Origin of the sequence: Dyadobacter luteus, assembly GCF_003383615.1 — a bacterium.
In the GTDB taxonomy this organism is placed as follows: domain Bacteria; phylum Bacteroidota; class Bacteroidia; order Cytophagales; family Spirosomataceae; genus Dyadobacter; species Dyadobacter luteus.
Window position 1 is genome coordinate 59,938 of sequence record NZ_QNUL01000014.1, and the last position, 20,453, is coordinate 80,390.

At 41.6% G+C, this 20,453-nt stretch carries 18 protein-coding genes; 9 read left to right on the top strand and 9 right to left on the bottom strand.

Going from position 1 to position 20,453, the window contains the following annotated elements; translation table 11 throughout:
- Nucleotides 1-168: 168 nt before the first annotated feature.
- The 3 genes from DSL64_RS17015 to DSL64_RS17025 all read right to left on the bottom strand — a co-directional run bounded on the left by DSL64_RS17015 (nucleotide 169) and on the right by DSL64_RS17025 (nucleotide 2,458).
- Complete coding sequence (locus DSL64_RS17015; RefSeq protein WP_115832120.1) at nucleotides 169-915, bottom strand: acyl-CoA desaturase; 747 nt, start codon at nucleotides 913-915, stop codon at nucleotides 169-171.
- Between the two features lie 142 nt (nucleotides 916-1,057).
- Nucleotides 1,058-1,732: a DUF4159 domain-containing protein gene (locus DSL64_RS17020; protein WP_199539416.1), complete on the bottom strand. Its 675-nt coding sequence runs from the start codon at nucleotides 1,730-1,732 to the stop codon at nucleotides 1,058-1,060.
- Nucleotides 1,733-1,753: 21 nt separating this feature from the next.
- Nucleotides 1,754-2,458 (bottom strand): RsmE family RNA methyltransferase, encoded by a 705-nt coding sequence (locus tag DSL64_RS17025; protein ID WP_115832121.1) that lies wholly within the window; start codon nucleotides 2,456-2,458, stop codon nucleotides 1,754-1,756.
- 386 nt (nucleotides 2,459-2,844) lie between these two features.
- On the opposite strand from DSL64_RS17025, the gene DSL64_RS17030 reads away from it, so the two are divergent.
- Nucleotides 2,845-3,855, top strand: a complete 1,011-nt coding sequence (locus tag DSL64_RS17030) for a glutamine synthetase beta-grasp domain-containing protein (protein ID WP_115832122.1) — start codon at nucleotides 2,845-2,847, stop codon at nucleotides 3,853-3,855.
- An 83-nt stretch (nucleotides 3,856-3,938) separates the two neighbouring features.
- On the opposite strand, the gene DSL64_RS17035 is transcribed toward DSL64_RS17030, so the two are convergent.
- Together DSL64_RS17035 and DSL64_RS17040 are read right to left on the bottom strand one after the other, a co-directional pair.
- Complete coding sequence (locus DSL64_RS17035) at nucleotides 3,939-4,490, bottom strand: hypothetical protein (protein WP_115832123.1); 552 nt, start codon at nucleotides 4,488-4,490, stop codon at nucleotides 3,939-3,941.
- 35 nt (nucleotides 4,491-4,525) lie between these two features.
- Nucleotides 4,526-6,712, bottom strand: a complete 2,187-nt coding sequence (locus tag DSL64_RS17040) for a glutamine synthetase III family protein (RefSeq protein ID WP_115832124.1) — start codon at nucleotides 6,710-6,712, stop codon at nucleotides 4,526-4,528.
- 283 nt (nucleotides 6,713-6,995) lie between these two features.
- On the opposite strand from DSL64_RS17040, the gene mtaB reads away from it, so the two are divergent.
- Nucleotides 6,996-8,324 carry a tRNA (N(6)-L-threonylcarbamoyladenosine(37)-C(2))-methylthiotransferase MtaB gene (mtaB, locus tag DSL64_RS17045; protein ID WP_115832125.1) on the top strand — a complete coding sequence of 443 codons (1,329 nt, stop codon included), beginning with the start codon at nucleotides 6,996-6,998 and terminating at the stop codon, nucleotides 8,322-8,324.
- A gap of 87 nt (nucleotides 8,325-8,411) precedes the next feature.
- Here the strand turns inward: mtaB and DSL64_RS17050 are convergent, their stop codons facing one another.
- The 3 genes from DSL64_RS17050 to DSL64_RS17060 form a co-directional block, all read right to left on the bottom strand.
- The gene (locus tag DSL64_RS17050; protein ID WP_115832126.1) at nucleotides 8,412-9,731 is read right to left on the bottom strand and encodes an ammonium transporter; all 1,320 of its coding nucleotides are present in this window, start codon (nucleotides 9,729-9,731) and stop codon (nucleotides 8,412-8,414) included.
- 45 nt (nucleotides 9,732-9,776) lie between these two features.
- Nucleotides 9,777-11,003, bottom strand: coding sequence for a porin (locus DSL64_RS17055; RefSeq protein ID WP_229217120.1), 1,227 nt, complete (start codon nucleotides 11,001-11,003; stop codon nucleotides 9,777-9,779).
- 347 nt (nucleotides 11,004-11,350) lie between these two features.
- Nucleotides 11,351-11,698 (bottom strand): 4Fe-4S binding protein, encoded by a 348-nt coding sequence (locus tag DSL64_RS17060; RefSeq protein WP_115832128.1) that lies wholly within the window; start codon nucleotides 11,696-11,698, stop codon nucleotides 11,351-11,353.
- 131 nt (nucleotides 11,699-11,829) lie between these two features.
- Between DSL64_RS17060 and DSL64_RS17065 the strand changes: the two genes are divergently transcribed.
- Nucleotides 11,830-12,852, top strand: a complete 1,023-nt coding sequence (locus DSL64_RS17065; protein WP_115832129.1) for an acyl-CoA reductase — start codon at nucleotides 11,830-11,832, stop codon at nucleotides 12,850-12,852.
- A gap of 46 nt (nucleotides 12,853-12,898) precedes the next feature.
- Here the strand turns inward: DSL64_RS17065 and DSL64_RS17070 are convergent, their stop codons facing one another.
- Nucleotides 12,899-13,711, bottom strand: coding sequence for an alpha/beta hydrolase (locus DSL64_RS17070; protein WP_115832193.1), 813 nt, complete (start codon nucleotides 13,709-13,711; stop codon nucleotides 12,899-12,901).
- Between the two features lie 133 nt (nucleotides 13,712-13,844).
- Here DSL64_RS17070 and DSL64_RS17075 point away from each other — a divergent pair, with 133 nt between their 5' ends.
- The 6 genes from DSL64_RS17075 to DSL64_RS17100 all read left to right on the top strand — a co-directional run bounded on the left by DSL64_RS17075 (nucleotide 13,845) and on the right by DSL64_RS17100 (nucleotide 20,449).
- Nucleotides 13,845-14,552: an esterase family protein gene (locus tag DSL64_RS17075; protein ID WP_115832194.1), complete on the top strand. Its 708-nt coding sequence runs from the start codon at nucleotides 13,845-13,847 to the stop codon at nucleotides 14,550-14,552.
- 46 nt (nucleotides 14,553-14,598) lie between these two features.
- Nucleotides 14,599-15,792 (top strand): ATP-grasp domain-containing protein, encoded by a 1,194-nt coding sequence (locus tag DSL64_RS17080; RefSeq protein ID WP_115832130.1) that lies wholly within the window; start codon nucleotides 14,599-14,601, stop codon nucleotides 15,790-15,792.
- A 33-nt stretch (nucleotides 15,793-15,825) separates the two neighbouring features.
- On the top strand, nucleotides 15,826-16,926 hold the full coding sequence (locus DSL64_RS17085; RefSeq protein ID WP_115832131.1) for a carboxylate-amine ligase: 1,101 nt from the start codon (nucleotides 15,826-15,828) through the stop codon (nucleotides 16,924-16,926).
- 157 nt (nucleotides 16,927-17,083) lie between these two features.
- The gene (locus DSL64_RS17090; protein ID WP_115832132.1) at nucleotides 17,084-17,932 is read left to right on the top strand and encodes a type 1 glutamine amidotransferase; all 849 of its coding nucleotides are present in this window, start codon (nucleotides 17,084-17,086) and stop codon (nucleotides 17,930-17,932) included.
- Between the two features lie 29 nt (nucleotides 17,933-17,961).
- On the top strand, nucleotides 17,962-19,152 hold the full coding sequence (locus DSL64_RS17095) for a hypothetical protein (RefSeq protein ID WP_115832133.1): 1,191 nt from the start codon (nucleotides 17,962-17,964) through the stop codon (nucleotides 19,150-19,152).
- Between the two features lie 64 nt (nucleotides 19,153-19,216).
- Nucleotides 19,217-20,449, top strand: coding sequence for an aspartate aminotransferase family protein (locus tag DSL64_RS17100; RefSeq protein ID WP_115832134.1), 1,233 nt, complete (start codon nucleotides 19,217-19,219; stop codon nucleotides 20,447-20,449).
- The last annotated feature ends 4 nt before the right edge of the window (nucleotides 20,450-20,453 follow it).

Here is a 20,453-nt window from a genome sequence, read left to right on the forward strand (position 1 = left end):
GGCAGGTGTTTCTCACGCCTGCCAAAGTTTTTATATGGTGGTCTGACAAAGTAGAGAGAGAGAGGCAGTTACATAGTTTTGTATTTTGCCAGGCACTACGATATGGGCCAAAAAAAACGGCAAACAAATTGTTCGCCGTCTCCTTCAAAAATATCTGCTGCTATTAGATTAGTGCTTCTTTCTGATTTCTATAATCTTCATTTTGTTCAGAAGTTTGATCACAGGATATGTCGGGTCTACTTCCCACCATTTCGAGCCGAAGTTGATGCTGTTTGGTCTTTTGTGGTGGTTGTTCTGGAACAACTCTCCCATCATAAGGAAATCAAAAATCAATGAGTTCTTCGATTTGTCCTCGTTATCGAAATTCTGATAACCATATTTGTGACCGCTCCAGTTGACAATGGCACCGTGAATAGGTCCCATCAGGAAATGTATTGGCAAAAGGAAGAAAAATGCCCAGTGCATATCAAGATATACATAAGCCAGAATATAAAAAGCGGTATAAAGAATTGCCCATCCAGCGCGCGAAAACCATGAATCTCCCAGCTTCTCAACAAGGCCCCATTCAGGATAATTACGTTCGAAACGAGATTCGATCGCTCTCTTACGATTCAATACTGCATTATAAATATCTTTTGTTTCCCACATCATTGTGAACACATTTTTTGTGTGGTGAGGCGAATGAGGATCTTTCTCAGTGTCACTGAAAGCGTGGTGCATACGGTGAAGAATTGCGTATGCTCTTGGACTCAGATAAGAAGATCCCTGAGAAATATAGGTGAGCAGGTAAAAGAATCGCTCCCATGGTTTGCTCATAATAAACATCTTATGAGCTGAATATCTGTGAAGGAAAAAGGTTTGGCAGAAAAGTGATAAATACCAGTGTATTACAAATACGGCAATGACTATGTACATGGAAACTGTTTGATTATAACATAAGTATTTACAAAAATAGCGCGAACGACGCAGAATCCCATACAAGTTAAAACGAAATTTGAAAAATTATTTATATTGATTCTATTTTAGCTTGTTAAACGGATGACTTTCATCAGCTATTTCAGAGAATCATAAAGGCATAACTTACCAGGTTTGCTCCCATTTGCAAAGCTTTCCTTCGCGTTTCTTCAGGGTTGTTATACACACTTTGATCTTCCCAGCCATTACCGAGATCCGTTTCGTAGGAATAATAACAGATCAGCCGGCCTTCCCAGATCAAACCGAATCCTTGTGGGCTTTTGCCATCATGCTCATGAACTTTCGGCAGACCATCAGCGAACTGATATTTCACTTTATAAACCTCATGGTCATATGGTAGTTCGATAAAGGATAGCTCAGGGAATACCTTTTTCATTTCCCTGCGGATGAAGGGATCCAGGCCGTAATTGTCATCAATATGCAGAAAACCACCGGACAACAGATAACTGCGCAAATTTTTAGCTTCAGCATCAGTGAAAACTACATTTCCATGGCCGGTCATATGGACAAAAGGATATCCGAAAATATCAGGACTACCCGCTTCTACGACGTCCTCGTTAGGATTGAGATTCATCCTTAGCTCCGTATTACAGAATTTAATCAGATTGGGTAATGAGGTTTTATTGGCGTACCAGTCGCCTCCCCCGCCATATTTAAGCTTTGCCAGCTTTAGCGAAGACTGTGCTTCTCCCATCTGCGGCATCAAAACTGTCAATATGAGAAGAAGAGACAGCAGGTAATTTTTTATTCTCATCATGTCTGTGTCAAATTACTGTTTCTATAAATTGGCCAGGTTTATTGCATGACAACCAGCGACGGCGGCGGTTTCTGTTCTTAGTCTGGTTGCGCCCAGAGAAGTTGTTATAAATCCCTTATTAAGTACTATTTTAACTTCTTCAGGAGTAAAATCCCCTTCTGGTCCTATTAACAACAAGGTTTCTCCTCCTTTATTGGCTAGTTGTATCACATGTTCAGAAAGTTGATTGTCGGGAACATAAGCGATCAATCTGGTTTTTTCTGTCCTGTTTTCAATAAAGGTATTAAAGTTTTGGTTTAATGTAATCTCCGGAAGATAGAACTGCTGAGACTGTTTCATAGCCGCCACAGCGATTTTTTGCAGTCTTCCCAGATTTACAACCCGATTCAGTGATTCCTTTATAGTATTGGTGGTAACAATGAAATCAATCCGGTCTACTCCCATTTCGGTCATCTTCTCTACCATCCATTCATTTCGTTCTGCTTTTTTGGTGGGAGCAATGGCCATATTTACAGCATAACCGCGGCGGGGAATCAATTCAGATTCTAATATATTGTATTTGATCTTCTTTCCCTGCACATCCAGCTGACATTTTTGAAGAAGTCCCTGACCATCTGTTATATATATGATATCACCACTCATAAGACGCAATACTTTTGTGCAATGTCTCGCTTCTTCTTCGTCCAGTTCGTTGGATTTATGTTCAGTTTTATAAAATAAGTGCATATTACCTCTCAATGTTAATATTGGAATTCCCTGTTTTTCAAAAGTATAAATATTTATAAGTAATAACGATCTCAAAAAGTAACAATTCCAAGATTGCTGTAATTTAAAGTTAAACCTGTTTATAGGATTTTACGACGATCAAAGAAGCAAACAGCTTTTTTTTAAGCCTGTTTTGATCAGTTTTACAAAAAACAGTATTTGTTAATAAAATAAACAAACCTCATTAAAATTATTAAAATAGTGCAGTTTTTGCTGACAATACTACAACTAACACAATAAAATTCTGTATTTGATTAAATTTTATTAGTTTTTATTTCTTGCAATTACATTTTTGCATTAATATTGTGTCGTTATAATTATTCGTCACCACCTTATCTAGTATTATTATGTCAAAATCCAAGCTGGAATATATTTGGTTGGATGGCCACAAGCCGACCCAAGGTTTACGTAGCAAAACCAAAATTGAAGACAATTTTAGCGGCAAACTTGAAGATTGCAGCAACTGGTCATTTGATGGTTCATCAACAGAGCAAGCTCTTGGCGGTTCGTCTGACTGTCTTCTTAAACCAGTTTACATTATTCCGGATCCACAGCGCAGAGATGCCTATTTGGTAATGTGCGAAGTTTTGAACGCAGACGGAACTCCTCACGTAACAAACGGTCGTGCTACGATTGAAGATGACGATAACGATTTCTGGTTTGGTTTTGAGCAGGAATATTTCCTTTGGGATGACGAAACGAACAAGCCTCTTGGTTTCCCTGCAAACGGATATCCTGCACCACAAGGACCATACTATTGCTCAGTAGGTGCTAAAAATGCATTCGGACGTGAAATCATTGAAGAGCATCTTGATGCTTGCCTTGATGCTGGTCTTAATGTAGAAGGTATCAATGCAGAGGTTGCTGCTGGTCAGTGGGAATTCCAGATCTTTGCAAAAGGTGCTCAGGAAGCTGGTGACCAAATCTGGCTGGGACGTTACCTGTTGGAGCGCATCGGTGAGAAATATGGTGTTTCTATCAACTGGCATTGCAAGCCTCTTGGCGATTTGGATTGGAATGGTAGCGGTATGCACGCTAACTTCTCAAACACAGCTTTGAGAACTGCAGGTAGCAAAGAAGTATTCGATAAAGTTTGCGAATCTTTCCGTCCTGTTGTTAAAGAACACATCGACGTTTATGGTGCTGATAACCACCTTCGTTTGACTGGTAAGCACGAAACTGCAAGCATCCACGATTTCAGCTACGGTGTTTCTGACCGCGGTGCTTCAATTCGTATTCCTGTTCTTGTTCCTCAAAAAGGATGGAGCGGATACCTTGAAGATCGTCGTCCAAACTCGGCTGCTGATCCTTACAAAGTGGCAGCACGTATTATCAAAACTGTTAAGTCAGCTTTGTAATCAAGATATAGAATTAAAGTTTTCTGCCGAAGACACAAAAAAACCACCTTTACGGTGGTTTTTTTGTTTAACCAAAAGGGTGTTTATTCCTCATCCTCAGCGGTAAAGGAATATAATGTAGTATCCAGCTGAATACGACCTGCATTAAAGCGTATGATAAAATCGTTGATAGTCTTCTCGTTAATCTCCGATTTATTCAAGCCAACTTCAAGGCCAATTCCGTACTCGAACTTGTCGTCAGTGATTACATGTTCCTTGACTTTGATCTCTTCATTTTCCTCAATCTCTTCAATGAATTCGGTCAGAAGAATTTCTGCTTCTTCATCCTGTTCTGGATCTTCTTTATAATTCTCGGGTCTTTCGTCTGGAGAAATATAATCAGGCATTTCCTTCTGCAGTCTCTCCAGAGCTGCATCGTATACAAGTGTCGAATGGTGTAGTCTCAAAGTGTATATCAATGCGTCGTAAACTACTTCCTTCTCTTTGTAATAACCCACAAACTGCACATGTGCATGCTCGTTGTTCTCTTCTTCCTCCTCTTCAAATTCATCAGCTACGTAAACAAAGTTCAATCGTTCAGCTTTACATTCTGCCTTAAGCTGAGCAATTTCTTCTGGATCAAATCCCGGATTCATAATTTTAAATTATAAGTTTTGAGCATTGTTAAAATTTATTCCAAAAATAGCATTTCGCGGTATTTTGCCAAAGGCCAGTCTTCATCATCTATCAATAATTCCAGCTTATCTACATGATAACGTATTTCTTCAAAATACCCTTTTACTTCTGAGCCATACAATTTAGCTTTTTCAAACAAGTCATCCACATTATTTGCTTTCTTTCTTGCTTCAGTCATTTCGTGAACAAGTCGTTTAATCACAACCACATGTGATGAAATGTCCTTGATGATTTCTTTGATAGGCTCTGCCTCTTCAAGCATATCCAGATCCGTCAGCGAACGGGCAGTTTGTGCTAGTTTGAACTGATATTTTACTACCGTAGAGACAATGTGATTTAATGCAAGGTCACCAATAACCCGCGACTCAATCTGCAATTTCTTTACATAATTTTCAAGTTCAATTTCATAACGGGCATGCAGCTCGCGGCTAGTGAGTACCCCGGTTTTTTCAAAAGCTTTGATTGTTCCATCGGTAACATAGGCAAACAACGCATCATATGTTTCACGAATGTTGCTCAGTCCGCGTTCAGCAGCCTCTTTCACCCACTCCTCAGAATATCCGTTTCCTTCAAAAAGGATTTTCTTCGTTTCGGTGAAATAGCGTTTCAAGATTTCTACTGTGGCTACCTTCTTTTCCTCTCCGGATGCCAGCCTTTCGTCCATTTCCTTTTTAAATTCCAGAAGCTGGTTGGCTACGATCGTATTCAATACAATCATTGGAGAAGCGCTGTTTTGTGCGCTTCCTACAGCACGGTATTCAAATTTATTCCCGGTGAAACAGAAAGGTGAAGTACGGTTACGGTCGGTATTATCTCTCTGCAAATTCGGTATCCGTGTGATACCCAACTTATAATAGAAGTTCTCCCCTTTTTCAAGTGTGATCTCTCCTTTGCTCACCAGCTCTTCTAACATACTTGTAAGTTCACCTCCAAGAAACACCGATACGATGGAAGGAGGTGCTTCGTTAGCCCCTAATCTATGTTCATTACCGGCTGAAGAAATCGAAGCACGCAACAGATCCGCATGGTCATGCACGGCTTTCACAACATTCAGAAGGAAGGTTAGGAACCTAAGGTTCTCTTTAGGTTTCGTAGTTGGTGCAAGAAGATTAATTCCCGTATCGGTAGACAGCGACCAGTTGTTATGCTTTCCGCTACCATTGATACCTGCAAACGGCTTCTCATGGAACAGAACCTGGAAATTATGCTTGTCACCAATTTTCTGCATCAAATCCATGAGCAACGCGTTGTGGTCAATGGCAAGGTTTACTTCTTCAAAAGTAGGTGCACATTCAAACTGACCCGGAGCAACCTCGTTATGGCGCGTTCTTACTGGAATTCCCAGCTTAAGTGCTTCAAACTCAAAGTCCACCATAAAAGCGTTTACTCTTGGAGATATAGAACCGAAATAATGATCATCCAATTGTTGTCCGCGCGCAGGGCTATGTCCGAAAACGGTACGACCAGCCATAAGTAGATCAGGACGTGCATAGTACAAGGCTTTATCTACCAGAAAGTATTCCTGTTCTATACCTAGTGTTGGTGTTACTTTATCTACGTCACGGTTAAATAACTGACAAACAGAAGTCGCAGCCTTGTCCAGGATTACCAGTGAACGAAGAAGCGGCGCTTTGTAATCGAGCGCTTCGCCTGTATAGGAAATGAAAACAGAAGGTATACAAAGTGTTTTTCCGCCTGCGCCATTATCCATCAAAAATGCAGGTGAGCTGGGATCCCAGCCAGTATAACCTCTCGCTTCAAAAGTGGCTCGCAAACCTCCGCTTGGGAAAGAAGAAGCATCTGGCTCTTGTTGTACCAGGGCACTGCCCTTGAATTTTTCAACGGCTTTTCCGTCAATAGTGAGGTCAAAGAATGAATCGTGTTTTTCTGCAGTAGTACCTGTTAAAGGTTGAAACCAGTGCGTGTAGTGGGTTGCGCCTTTGGAAATTGCCCATGATTTCATTGCTGCAGCGACTTCGTCTGCTACTTCTCTGTCAATAGTAGATCCTGATCTGATCGCATTTGATATTTTGGTATATGCCTCCGGGGAAAGCAGCGTCCGCATTACATCATCACTGAAGGTATTACTTGCGTACAGGTCTGCTACTTTTTCTGTGGGAGGGCTTAGGACGGGCGCTACGCGACCCTGAGCTATTTCAAAAGCTTTGGAACGAAATGTCATTTCTACTATTGATTAAATATTATTTCTTCCCAAAATTATTTATTTAACCATACCATCTACAATTTATTCTGAAATTTTATGTTTTTATCGCCTCTTTCCCCAATTCTGTTATGAATAGGAGGCGATTTTTTAGAATTTTCGAAAATTACGGAATGAGTGCGGGTGAAATGGATTGTCTGCATCCTGCCAATAGCATTAGGTTTTCCTCGTTGCGAGCATCTTCATGCTATTATTTAGTTCATTGAGCATAAAAGGTGTAATTTTGCAGGATTAAGATTTGAATATGAAAAAAGTTGCTTTTTATACATTAGGATGTAAGCTCAATTATTCTGAAACCTCGTCAATCGGCCGCATGTTCGTCGATAAAGGGTACGAGAAGGTTGAGTTTAACCAGACACCAGATATTTTCATCATCAATACCTGCTCTGTCACTGACAACGCAGACAAGAAATGCCGGAAGATTGTTCGCGAAGCGCAGAAGATTAATCCGGATGGCTATGTAGCAATTATTGGTTGCTACGCTCAGCTTAAACCAAAGGAAATTTCGGAAATTCCAGGTGTTGATGCGGTTTTGGGGGCTGCGGAAAAATTCAGGCTTGTCGAGCTCATTGACACATTCGAAAAGGAGCCAGGGAATCATCCTGCCCAGATTTTAGCTTCTCATATTGACGACGCTGTAGATTACCATACCTCCTATTCACTTAACGACAGAACCAGGACTTTTCTGAAGGTTCAGGATGGTTGTGATTATCCATGTGCTTATTGCACGATACCTCTTGCACGAGGTAAGAGTCGTTCTGATACTGTGGCTAATGTCGTTGCAGCTGCTAAGGATGTAGCATCCCGGGGTGTGAAGGAGATTGTACTCACAGGAGTTAATATTGGTGATTTCGGCATTCAGTCGGGTGAGAAAAAGGAAACATTCCTGCAGCTCATTAAGGAATTGGATGAAGTGGAAGGCATTTCCAGATTCCGTATTTCATCAATCGAACCTAATCTTTTGACTGATGAAATCATAGAATTTGTAGCAGCTTCCAAAAGATTTGTTCCGCATTTCCATATTCCTCTTCAGTCGGGATCCAACAAAGTGCTGAGTCTGATGCGCCGTCGTTACAAACGTGAACTGTATACTGAACGTGTTGCGAAGATCAAATCGCTTATGCCTGACTGCTGTATAGGTGTAGATGTAATTGTTGGTCATCCCGGAGAAACCGAGGAGCTGTTCCTGGAAAGCTATCAATTTTTGAACGAGCTGGACATCTCATATCTACATGTATTTACTTACTCCGAACGGGAGAATACAACGGCAATTGCTATCAAACCCATAGTTCCGAAATCGCAACGTGCGGATCGGTCTAAAATGTTGCACATACTGTCTGAGAAGAAGAAACGCTTTTTCTATGAACAACAGGTGGGAAAAATGGGGACTGTTCTGTTTGAAGACGAAGTAGAAAACGGGCAAATGTCAGGATTTACAGAAAACTATGTGCGTGTTGCAGTGAAGTACGATCCGTTATTGATTAACGAAACTAAAAAGGTTTATTACGATCATTTGAATAGCGAAGGATTGATGGAAGTAACAGAAACTGAGGAGGAGATATTGGTACACTAATTCGTTACCCACTTTTTCAAACCTGTCATAAAAATAAAAAACCCCGGATGCCGGGGTTTTTTATTGAAATAATATCCAATTTATAGGTTAAGCTTCCACAAGGAATTCGTCGTGCTGACTGATATCCAAACCTACTTTTTCATCTGTTTCAGATACACGAAGTGGAAGGATCATATCAGTGATTTTAAGTAGTGCAAAAGATCCACCGAAAGCGAAGACTGATGCACCTATAAGGGCTATTACGTGGTTGATGAAAAGCGTGGTTTCACCAAACGCCAATCCCTGGTCTACAACAGCAGGGTTAACACCGCTTGTTGCGAAAACACCTGTCAAAAGCATCCCAACCATCCCGCCTACACCGTGGCAAGGGAACACATCCAGAGTATCATCCAGAGTTGAACGTGTGCGAAGATGCGCTACGTAGTTACTGATGATGGAAGCAACCACACCGATGAAGATAGATGAAGGAACAGTTACGAAACCAGCCGCTGGTGTGATAGCCACAAGACCTACAACAGCACCGATACAGAATCCAAGAGCAGATACCTTCTTACCTTTTGCAGCATCAAAAAGAACCCATGCAAGACCAGCAGCACCTGCAGCAGTGTTAGTAGTAGCGAAAGCTGAAACAGCCAATGGACCAGCGGAAAGAGCAGAACCTGCGTTGAAACCGAACCATCCGAACCAAAGCAAACCAGTTCCCAAAAGTACAAACGGAATGTTAGCAGGAGGAAGAACGTGATCTTCAAGCAGAGACTTACGTCTTTTCAGATAAAGAGCGCCAGCCAAAGCAGCCCAGCCAGCAGACATGTGAACAACAGTACCACCTGCGAAGTCAAGTACACCCATTTTGAAAAGGATACCATCTGAGTGCCAGGTCATGTGAGCAAGAGGAGAGTAAACGAATACGCAGAACAAAATGATGAATAGAACGTAAGAGCGGAAATTTACACGTTCTGCCATTGAGCCTGTAACCAAAGCAGGTGTGATTACAGCAAATTTCAATTGGAACATCGCGAAAAGTGCGAAAGGAATTGTTCCCCATGCTGGCGCATCAAATACTCCTTTGAACATGAAGTAGGTCATTGGGTTACCGATAAACCCGCCGATGTCATCCCCAAATGCAAGGCTGAAACCAAACACGATCCAGAGTACGCTGATCACACCCATTGCGATGAAGCTCTGAAGCATGGTTGAGATCACATTTTTGTTGTTCACCATTCCGCCATAGAAATAAGCAAGACCAGGTGTCATCAGAAGTACCAGGGCTGCAGATACCAGTAACCATGCGGTGTCACCGGAATCGATCCCCTCAGTGATAATCTGAGTTGGTACGTTGGGGGTAAATGCTCCCAGAATAGCAATTACCAGCAGAATGATCAGTGGAATGTAACTCCTTTTTTCCATTGTTGTAGATGTTATAATGTTTATAGATTTTAAGAAGGTATTTGATTAAAATTTGTAAATAAGTGCCACTCCGAAAGTAGTTTGGCTATTTTTTGTCCAGTCGCCTTTTGAATCTTCGAATTGTTGTGACTGGTTGCCTCCTAGTTTAGGGTATACATCCATTCTGAATTCAGGCTTAACAAGGATATGTCCGTCAGCAAGATTGATATTACCGGTAATTGTAACGGAGTTAACGCTCGTTCCGATGCTTGGATTTTCTGCACCCGGACCTTGTGGTTTTGCCACCAGCCCTCTTACCGCCTTATCATTGTTAAAGTATTCATAGCGAGCTCCAATTCCGAAGTTATCGCTGATGGCTGTGTTTGCGTAAAGCGCTACCCCACCCCATGCTTCAGTGTCTATCGGTCCGCCGCCGCCCTGGAAGTCACCTTTTTGTGCTCCGTAAGAAGCATTCAACCCCAAAAGGAACTTCTCAGTTACCTGATAACTCGTTGCAAGGTCGAACATTGTGTAAGATGCGCTTGGCGTTATTCCATTCTCTTCACTTGGATTAGCTTCGTTACTGTTGATGAAGTTAACGTAGACGTTCCAGTTCTCAACAGGAGAAAGGTAAAGCTGACTGATGATCCCCTTCTTTCTGTTGTTGTCTTCAATACCATCTACATTGTTAACCACACCCACCATTAAAGAAGCTCGGTCAGAAAAAGCGTAGGTTGCTTTAAGACCTGTGTGATAAAATGGGCCGTTGTTGAACTGATTAGATAGTGAGTAGTTGAAGTTCGCAGGAGCATCAATTACCTCATATCCGATGTGTGTTCCGAACTGACCCGCCGTCATCGAAAATTTGTCGGTAAACTTATACGTGAAGTACGCTTGCTTAATGGCAAGAGCCGTACTGAATACTGCGTTACCATAGTTACCCATATTGGCATTCGGACCAAATGTAAGATCTACAACTGCTTCCGATTTGCTGTTTGTATAGGCAACTCTGGTCTGAACAAGTCCTAGTGAAAACTGACCGCTTCTTGTATCAAAAACCCTTGCTGTTCCGGCCGCGCCGCCATTGCTGCGAGACAGGGGCTTGTTGAAATTAGCGGAGTAGTAAGAATCCAAATAACCTGAAAAAGCGAATGCGCCTTTGGATTCTTCGTCCTCTTTCACTTCTGCAACAGTTGTCAAGGTGTCGGCCTTTGTCTTGTGATCTTCAAATGACTTTGTAAAACCCAAAAATGGTATCATTAAAGATAATACTGTGCAATAGACTTTTTTCATAATTATATTCTGTTTAAGTTAAATCCTGATTCGGGCTGATATTGTGATTCAAATATTGTACTTATTTTATATTTATCAAATATTATCATCAAAATTTATCTTAAAAAGTCTAATATTCATGTTTTTGTACTCTTTTTTATAGTTTTTGATACAAAAAAGTGGTTAAAATGACATTTTTAAAATTATATTAATATTCTGCAATGTTGTGCAAATACAGAATATTATTAAACGTTTTATCGATAACGCATACGGTGGTTTTATTCTTAAATTACCATTATGAATTCCATACGGCACAAAAAAAGCCCCGCTATTGCGGGGCTTGCTGATTTCTGCTCGGGAGTGTCGGACTATTCGCCGTGCATCCAGGCCTTTTTCGCCAAAAGTGTTTCTTCTTCCTCCTCATTATCGGGATCATCCACACAACAGTCAACAGGACAAACTGCTGCACACTGTGGTTCTTCATGGAAACCTACACACTCGGTACATTTATCTGTTACTATATAATAGAATTCATCTGAAACGGGTGCTTGCTTTTCTTTGCCACTCACCACAGTGCCATCACCAAAATCTACTTCATCTAAACTGGTGCCTTCCCCCCATGTCCATTCAACGCCTCCTTCATAAATAGCAGTATTGGGGCACTCTGGCTCGCACGCCCCGCAATTTATGCATTCATCGGTTATCATTATAGCCATAGTCGCCGGATTGTTTATATTTGTTCTTATTTTCTCACTCTTGAAGAAACAAATATAATTATTTAAAGTTTCACAACAATCAGAAAATTAAAAACCTTAATTACCATTATACTTTTTATAGTCCAGCTAGAATGATATCAAGAAAAAGCCGCGTAGATGCCTTTGTTAAATTGGGTACATATATAAATAGTGAAGAAAACACCGACGAAATAGAAAAGTGGATTGCGGCATCTAACAGTAAAAACAACTGGTTTACCCCGGCTAATGTGCGTACATCTCTTGAAGCTATTGCCAGCCAGTATTTGGATCGCGCGGCTTTGGAAGCATGGGTAGAGAAGTATACTGAACCTGTGCAGCAGGTGAAGGTGGGTGTGGTGATGGCGGGCAATATCCCTGCGGTGGGTTTTCATGATGCACTTTGTGTTTTGATCAGCGGACATACCCTATTGGCCAAACCAGCTTCGGACGACCAGGCCTTGATCCATTATTTGCTTGAAAAACTCGTACAACTCGAACCCGCTTTCGGGAATCATATACGTTTTGTTGAACGGCTCAATGAAGCGGATGCTTATATTGCTACCGGCAGTGATAATACGGCCAGGTACTTCCATTATTATTTTTCCAAAAAACCGCATGTCATCAGAAAGAACCGCACTTCTGTAGCGATTCTCGACGGGCAGGAAAGCACTGAGGAGCTTACCGCTCTAGGTAAGGATATCTTTCAGTATTTCGGATTGGGATGCCGTAACGTTTCAAAGCTCTTTGTACCAGCCGGATATGACTTTAGTAAGTTGTACGAATCTCTGGAAGTGTTTCGTCCTGTTTGCGTGAATCACCATAAGTACTTCAATAACTACGAGTATAACCGGTCAATACTTCTGGTAAACCGTATAGCGCATTTTGATAACGGGTTTTTAATATTCAACGAAAGCCCTGCTCTGGTCTCTCCTATCAGCGTCGTTCATTTTGAATTTTATGATGGCGCTGATTCAGTGAAAGCAGTTTTGGAAGAAGCTGCAGAAAAAATACAATGTATTGTGAGTGGTAAAGAAGTGCAGATAAATGGAGCTGTCGGTTTCGGAGAAGTGCAAAGCCCCGGCTTGGAAGACTATGCCGATGCTGTTGATACAATGGCATTTTTATCGTCTTTATAATTTTAGTGGAGAAGCTTGGTGGGAGAAAATAATTCTCCCGCCTGTGCTACCAGATTGGAGATATCGCTTTCTCATTCTGTTCAGGAAAGGCCCATTGCAGAAACCCCGGCATAACAGCAGCCCATGTTGGCACATTGTGTTCCCCTCCTTTGACTTCTACATAACAAATATCCGTTTTCCAGCCATATCCTTTGCGTTCAAGCTCTGCTATACATTCAAGTGTGTCCTGAATTGAATCAATAACACCATCCTGATCGCGATCGTCTGTCTCGTCGTCTGTTCCACATTGAAACCAGAATTGAAGTCCAGGGCTAAAGTTTCCGTTTCGAATTCGGGCGTGCATAATCCTGTCATTTTCTTCATAGCCCTCATTGAGCGCTTTTTGCCTCCACCAAAGTGCGCCTGAAAAAATACCGACTTTGGAAAATACATCCGGATGAGCCCAAACTATATCCAGCGCCATTAAACCACCAAGTGAAAATCCTGCGTAGACGATATCTGTAGCCATAACGCTGTAGGTGCCTGAAAGGAATGGAATCAGCTCATTCAATACAAATCTTGTAGTATTAAATGCTCTGGTTCCTCTGTCTGCATAATCGGCTTGTCCGGCGGTACCATATTCCTGAACACGGTCATGATTTGCATGAATTCCGACTGTTACGAACGCGTCGTGCTCGAAACCTCTCTCATCCAAAATATTCGTCAAACCCAAAGCCCCGATATCCTGACCATCATTGAACAACAAAAGCTTGTATGTTTTTGAAGATTGATAGGTAACTGGCAATATGATTGTTAGCGTAACTTCCCGCTCCAGGTACTGAGAGTATATAGAAGATGTCGATTGTTGATGTGTTTTCAAGCCGGTGTCGTTGGACTGGATAAAATACAAAAAGACGACAAAGTAAGGCAAACCATTCTTTTGTTGAACACATTTGCATCTAATATTTTCTTTTGTATATTTCAAAAGCTAACCCATAAACTTGCTTGCTATTGTGGAAGAGAAACATATAAGATACTATTCACATCATCTCGAAAGAGATATTGATATGCTTGTTTATGGTAATTGGGGCTACCCCATTCTCCTGTTCCCCACAACGCTGGGCAGGTATTATCAAGCGAAGGATATGGGATTAATTGAGTCCGTAAAAGGATTGGTGGAATCAGGAAAATACAAGATCTATTGCATTGATTCTATAGATGCTGACTCCTGGTATGCCAAGCATCTCAATCCCGAATACAGAGTGCTCAATCATATGGTATACGACCGTTTTCTGGTTAATGAACTCATACCTTACATCAGACACGAATGCCATGTAGATAAGATTGGCGTAGCAGGTTGCAGTTTTGGTGGCTATCACGCGGCCAATCTTGCATTCCGTCACCCTTCTCTTGTAGCTTATATGATTAGTATGAGCGGGGCTTTCGACATACGAAGTTTTATGGACGGCTATTATAGCGATCAGGTGTATTTCAATAACCCTATCGACTATATGCCAAATGAGCAGGGTTGGAAATATGGCCATATGAAAATTGTACTGGGCACGTCGGAATGGGATATATGTCTGGAGAGCAATCTCAAAATATCGGATATTCTGAACCGGAATGGCATCGACCATTGGCTTGACGTACGTGGCTGGGAAAAGCACGACTGGCCATTATGGAATGCGATGTTTCCGCATTATTTATCAAGAATTATGTAAAAACAAGATATTACTATTCATTCAACACAAATAATTGAACCTTATTATGAAGAAAATTGGAATTCTCTTTGGAATGGAAAACACGTTTCCGCAGGCTTTCATTGACCGTGTCAACAGCAAGGGAGAAAAAGATATTATTGCAGAAGCTGTGCGGATTGATAAGGTTGTTCAGGCGGATCTTTCGGAGTATGCCGTAATTATTGACCGTATTTCTCAGGATGTTCCGTTTTATCGTGCGTTTTTGAAGAATGCTGCGTTGAGTGGTACTGCTGTGATTAATAACCCATTCTGGTGGAGCGCGGATGAGAAGTTCTTCAATAATGCGCTCGCTGAAAAGATTGGTGTTCCAGTGCCAAAGACAGTGCTGCTACCTTCGAAGGAACGTCCGGAAAACACGAGCGAAACATCATTCCGTAACCTCGCATTTCCATTGGCCTGGGAGGAAATGTTTGAGTATGTAGGCTTTCCGGCCTATATGAAGCCGCATGATGGCGGAGGCTGGAAGAGTGTATATAAAGTGCATAATATCCAGGATCTTTGGAATAAACATGAAGAGACAGGACACCTGATCATGATGCTTCAGGAGGAAATTGAGTTTGATGATTATGTAAGATGTTATTGTATAGGACAAAAGGACGTGTTAATCATGCCCTACGAACCGCGCAATCCGCATCACCTTCGGTATGCAGCGGAATTGAAAGCTACGGGAGAAGAGAGAGAAAAGTTGCTGGCCACAATTAAAGATTATGTATTGAAACTTAATATAGCCTTGGGTTATGACTTTAATACTGTTGAATTTGCCGTCAGAAATGGTGTACCAATTGCTATAGATTTTTGCAATCCTGCTCCTGATGCTGATGTTTATTCTGTAGGACATGAGAATTTCGAATGGGTGGTTGAGGCAGCGGCGAATATGGCTATTGAAAGAGCAAAAAATCACAAGGAAGGTCAGACGAATCTTACCTGGGGAACATTTATACAGAACTCGGTAGGAGGAATTATTCCAAATGTGCCTGAGGCGGTTGCCCAGGAAGTCGCTACTGCTTCACCTAAAACTGCACTCAATAAAACGCCTGCAAAGGCCGCACCTAAAAAGAAAGTTGAAAATCCGTTGGTGAAGGATGATGCAGCCGCAAAACCCGCCATAAAAAAAGCAACTCCTAAAAAAGCAACAGAAGCGAAATTACCTGAGGTGGCACCCGCGGCACCTGTTAAAAAAAGCGCTGGTAAAAAATCCTGAGTTTCATCAACTAACAGCAAGTAAGCTAAACACATGGCTATGTTCACCCTCGGTATTGAAGAGGAATTTCAAACAATTGATCCGGTTACACGAAATCTGAGATCCCACATGTCCAAACTGGTTGAGGACGGGAAAATTACGCTCAAAGAACGTGTGAAAGCCGAAATGCACCAGGCTGTGGTTGAAGTGGGTACTAACATTTGCCATAATATTCAGGAAGCCCGTGAAGAGGTAACCTACCTCCGCAAAATGATTCTCGATTTGGCTGAAAAGCAGAATCTGCAAGTCGCAGCTGCCGGTACACATCCTTTTGCAGACTGGGTAGAACAACTCATCACGCCCGATCCCCGATATGACGAAATCATTGACGAGATGCGTGATGTAGCACGGGGCAATCTCATTTTCGGGTTACACGTACACGTGGGAATAGAAAACAGGAATGAAGGTATCGAAATCATGAATGCGGTCCGTTATTTCCTGCCGCACATTTATGCATTGTCTACCAATTCTCCTTTTTGGTGCGGAAGAAATACAGGCTTTAAGTCGTACCGTTCCAAGGTATTTGACAAATTTCCAAGAACTGGTATTCCTGATTATTTTTCCAGTGCGGCGGAGTACGATGAGTACGTTAATCTCCTGATCAAAACAAAATGTATCGACAATGGGAAAAAGATTTGGTGGGACATCAGAGTGCATCCGTTTTTCAATACCATCGAATTCAGAATGTGTGATGTCCCTATGCGTACCGACGAAACGATATGTCTGGCTGCGATCATGCAGGCATTAGTTGCGAAAATCCATAAGCTGCATCGTATGAATCTCAGCTTTCGGCCCTACCATCGCATGCTGATCAATGAAAATAAGTGGCGGGCAGCCCGATATGGTATCAATGGAAAGTTAATTGATTTCGGAAAACAGGAAGAAGTTGAGTACCGCATCCTTGCTGGTGAGCTACTGGAATTCATAGATGATGTTGTAGATGAACTCGGAAGCAGAAAAGAGATTGAATATATCCATCAGATTATGGATATGGGTACGGGCGCCGACAGGCAGCTTGCTGTTTTCGAACAAACCGGTGATATGAAGGCTGTTGTTGACTATATCGTTTCTGAAACGAAAATAGGTATCTCCTAGTTACAAACAGTCCCTTGCGGGTTAATCCGGTCTGGACGGTTTGTAATACTTTTTGTACTTTTACAAATTGTACAAACGTGATATGAAGCTGTGTGCGTAGAAAATACAGTTGAATACAGGCGTTTTTTTGGAAAAAATAGAATAAGAAATATCACCAATGAACAGGGAGAACAAACATTACAGAATTGCAATTCTGGACATGTATAATGGATTTGAGAATGAAGGGATGCGCTGTATCAAGAAAATTATAAACGCATTTAGTGAAAATGAGGGTGTTAATATCAGTTATGAAGTATTTGATGTACGTCTCAGATTGGAAATTCCTTCGATGGAATTTGACGCGTATATATCAACCGGCGGTCCCGGTAATCCTGCTCCTGCCGGAGAGCCCTGGGAAAGAAAGTATTTTAAATTTCTGGATGGGATTTTCCAATACAATGGTAACCGTCACAACAAACACAAGAAACATCTTTTTCTGATTTGCCACTCGTTTCAGATGGCATGTATCCACTGGCAACTAGCGAAAGTAAGTAAAAGAAGAAAGACCTCTTTCGGCACTTTTCCGGTTCATAAAACATCTTTCGGGAGAAAGGACACGCTCCTCTCCGATCTGCAGGACCCTTTCTGGATTGTAGATTCAAGAGATTTTCAGGTAACCCAGCCTAACCAGCTGGCGCTGGATCTTAATAAATCTAAAATTCTTTGTCTGGAAAAAATACGCCCTCATGTGCAACTCGAACGTGCAGTGATGGCAATACGGTTTTCAAATGAAATTGTAGGTACCCAGTTTCATCCTGAAGCAGATGCGGAAGGAATGCTGCGTTACTTCCTCCGGGAAGAGAAAAAAGCAGCCATAGTCGCGAATCATGGTGAACAGAAGTACAATGATATGATTGAGCATCTCAACGATCCGGATAAGATCCTATTGACCGAGTCGGTAATGATTCCGACATTTTTAAGAAATGCGTTATTAAAAAACAGGAGTACTGATACCGTTATTGCCTGATTACATCATTCATCAATCTGATTGGAAGAATGCACAAAAAAGCACGCGAAGAATTCAATAATGCATTTTCAAATGAAGAATATAACCAGTTTATAGCATCTATTCAACTGGATTTTCCTGATCAGCTCGATTTTCGGATCGCAGAGACACCAGTATTCGTTCCGTTAGAACTGAAACGCAAGCTTACTGAAGCTTGTGAGCAGATTATAGATACAATCATAACGCCTGAGTTTAAAAGCAGAACGGACCGGGCTGTTCCGGCGGGGCAAGTGGTGCCTAATGAGAATGAACACACATCATTCCTTGCTATAGACTTTGCAATTTGCAAATCGGATCAGGGAGAACTTACTCCTCAACTTATAGAGTTACAGGGATTCGCTTCACTTTACGGTTATCAGGCTTATTTGTCCGAACGTTTTTCCAGTCGCTTTCCTGTGCCTGAAAATTTCTCCTATACCCTCAACAAAAGTTCGTATGAAAATTACGTGGCTGCGTTGAGAGATTTAATCGTTGCAGACGAAAACCCGGAACAGGTTATTTTGCTTGAAATTTTTCCGGAGAAACAAAAAACAAGAATTGATTTCGCTATCACTGAGAAAATGATCGGTGTGAAAGCAGTTTGTTATACAAAGTTGATACGCGAAGGAAGAAGTTTATATTATGAACTTGATGGAAGAAGGATTCAGGTAAAGCGAATATATAACCGCCTGATTTTCGATGATCTGGCACGATACAGTGACCTTCCCGGCAACTACAGATTCACGGACGATGTTGATGTTACCTGGGTGGGGCATCCGAATTGGTTTTATAGAATCAGTAAGTTTGCGATGCCATTCTTACAAAGTGAATATGTACCCGATGCACGGTTTCTCAGCGAATTCAATGGGGAGTTCCCGTCTGACCTGGAAAATTACGTGTTAAAGCCACTTTTTTCCTTTGCAGGAAGCGGGGTGAAAATTCATGTTAGTAAAGAAATGCTGGAAGCGATTCGGGATCCGGAGAACTTTATTCTGCAAAAAAAGGTCATTTATGAACCTATTATTCAATCGCCCGACGGCCTTGTTAAATGCGAGATCCGAATAATGTTTGGCTGGCCTGACAAGGCTGACCGGCCAGAGTTACTGATCAGTTTGAGTCGTTTGAGCCGTGGGGAAATGATCGGAGTTGACTACAATAAGAATTTTACCTGGGTAGGCGGTAGTGCCTGTTTTTACGAATAAGCTCTGATCCCACATTTTTTAATTCAATAAAATTAATACTTTTAAAAAGTATTATACATTTAAAATGCATATTTCTCATCGACAACTATTTTTCGATCACGTTGCCCAAACTTCTGATTATCCATTAGCCCTTGAAATTGACCGTGCTGAAGGTGTTTATATGTACGGTTCTGATGGAACCAGGTATCTTGACCTGATTTCGGGAATTGGTGTAAGCAATGTCGGACACAGACACCCGCAGGTATTAAATGCGATTCATGGTCAGTTGGATAAACATATGCACCTTTTGGTATATGGGGAATATGTGCAGAGTGCTCAGGTTCAGTTGGCAAAAGCGTTATCGGATACACTTGATATTAACTCAGAAAATCCTTCTCCATATGGTAAAATAGACAATGTATATTTTACCAATTCCGGCACAGAGGCAGTTGAGGGGGCGATGAAGCTTGCCAAACGCTTTACAGGAAGAGCTGAGTTTATCTCTTGTTACAATGCCTATCACGGTGCTTCTCAGGGTGCTCTCAGTCTTTCAGGATCTGAAGATTTTAAACGCAGTTTCCGGCCGTTACTTCCTGGCATTAAAAATATTCAGCATGGTCTGGAATCTGAATTAGAAAAAATTACCGATAAAACCGCAGCAGTTATTATTGAAATAGTGAGCGGCGAATCAGGAGTCAGAGAAGCAAGTAACAGTTATTTCCGTGCCCTGCGTACACGTTGCAACGAAACAGGCACTTTACTGATTCTGGATGAGGTACAGACAGGATTTGGAAGAACAGGTACATTCTGGGCATTTGAGCAGTCTGGAATTTATCCGGATATTCTCCTTAGTGCGAAAGGCATGGGCGGCGGAATGCCTATCGGAGCCTTTATGGCCTCACAGCAAGTTATGCAGGTTTTTAAGACTAACCCAATATTGGGGCACATCACTACTTTCGGTGGACATCCGGTGAGTTGCGCCGCTTCACTGGCAGCTCTCCGCGTCACAGTGGATAGTAATTTGTCGGCACAGGCGATTAAAAAGGGACAATTGTTTAAAACTTTGCTGGTTCATGAAAAGATTAAAGAGGTTCGGGGCAGAGGTTTGATGCTTGCAGCTGAAATGGAGTCATTTGAAAAATTGAAACAAACCATTGATCTGTGTATTGAGAAAGGAGTCGTAACGGATTGGTTTTTATTTTGTGACAATGCCATGCGTATTTCTCCACCTTTGATTATCACAGAAGAACAGATCAAAGAAGGATGTGCAATAATTTTGGAATCACTGGATTCGATCAGAAGTCATATTTACAGATAAATAG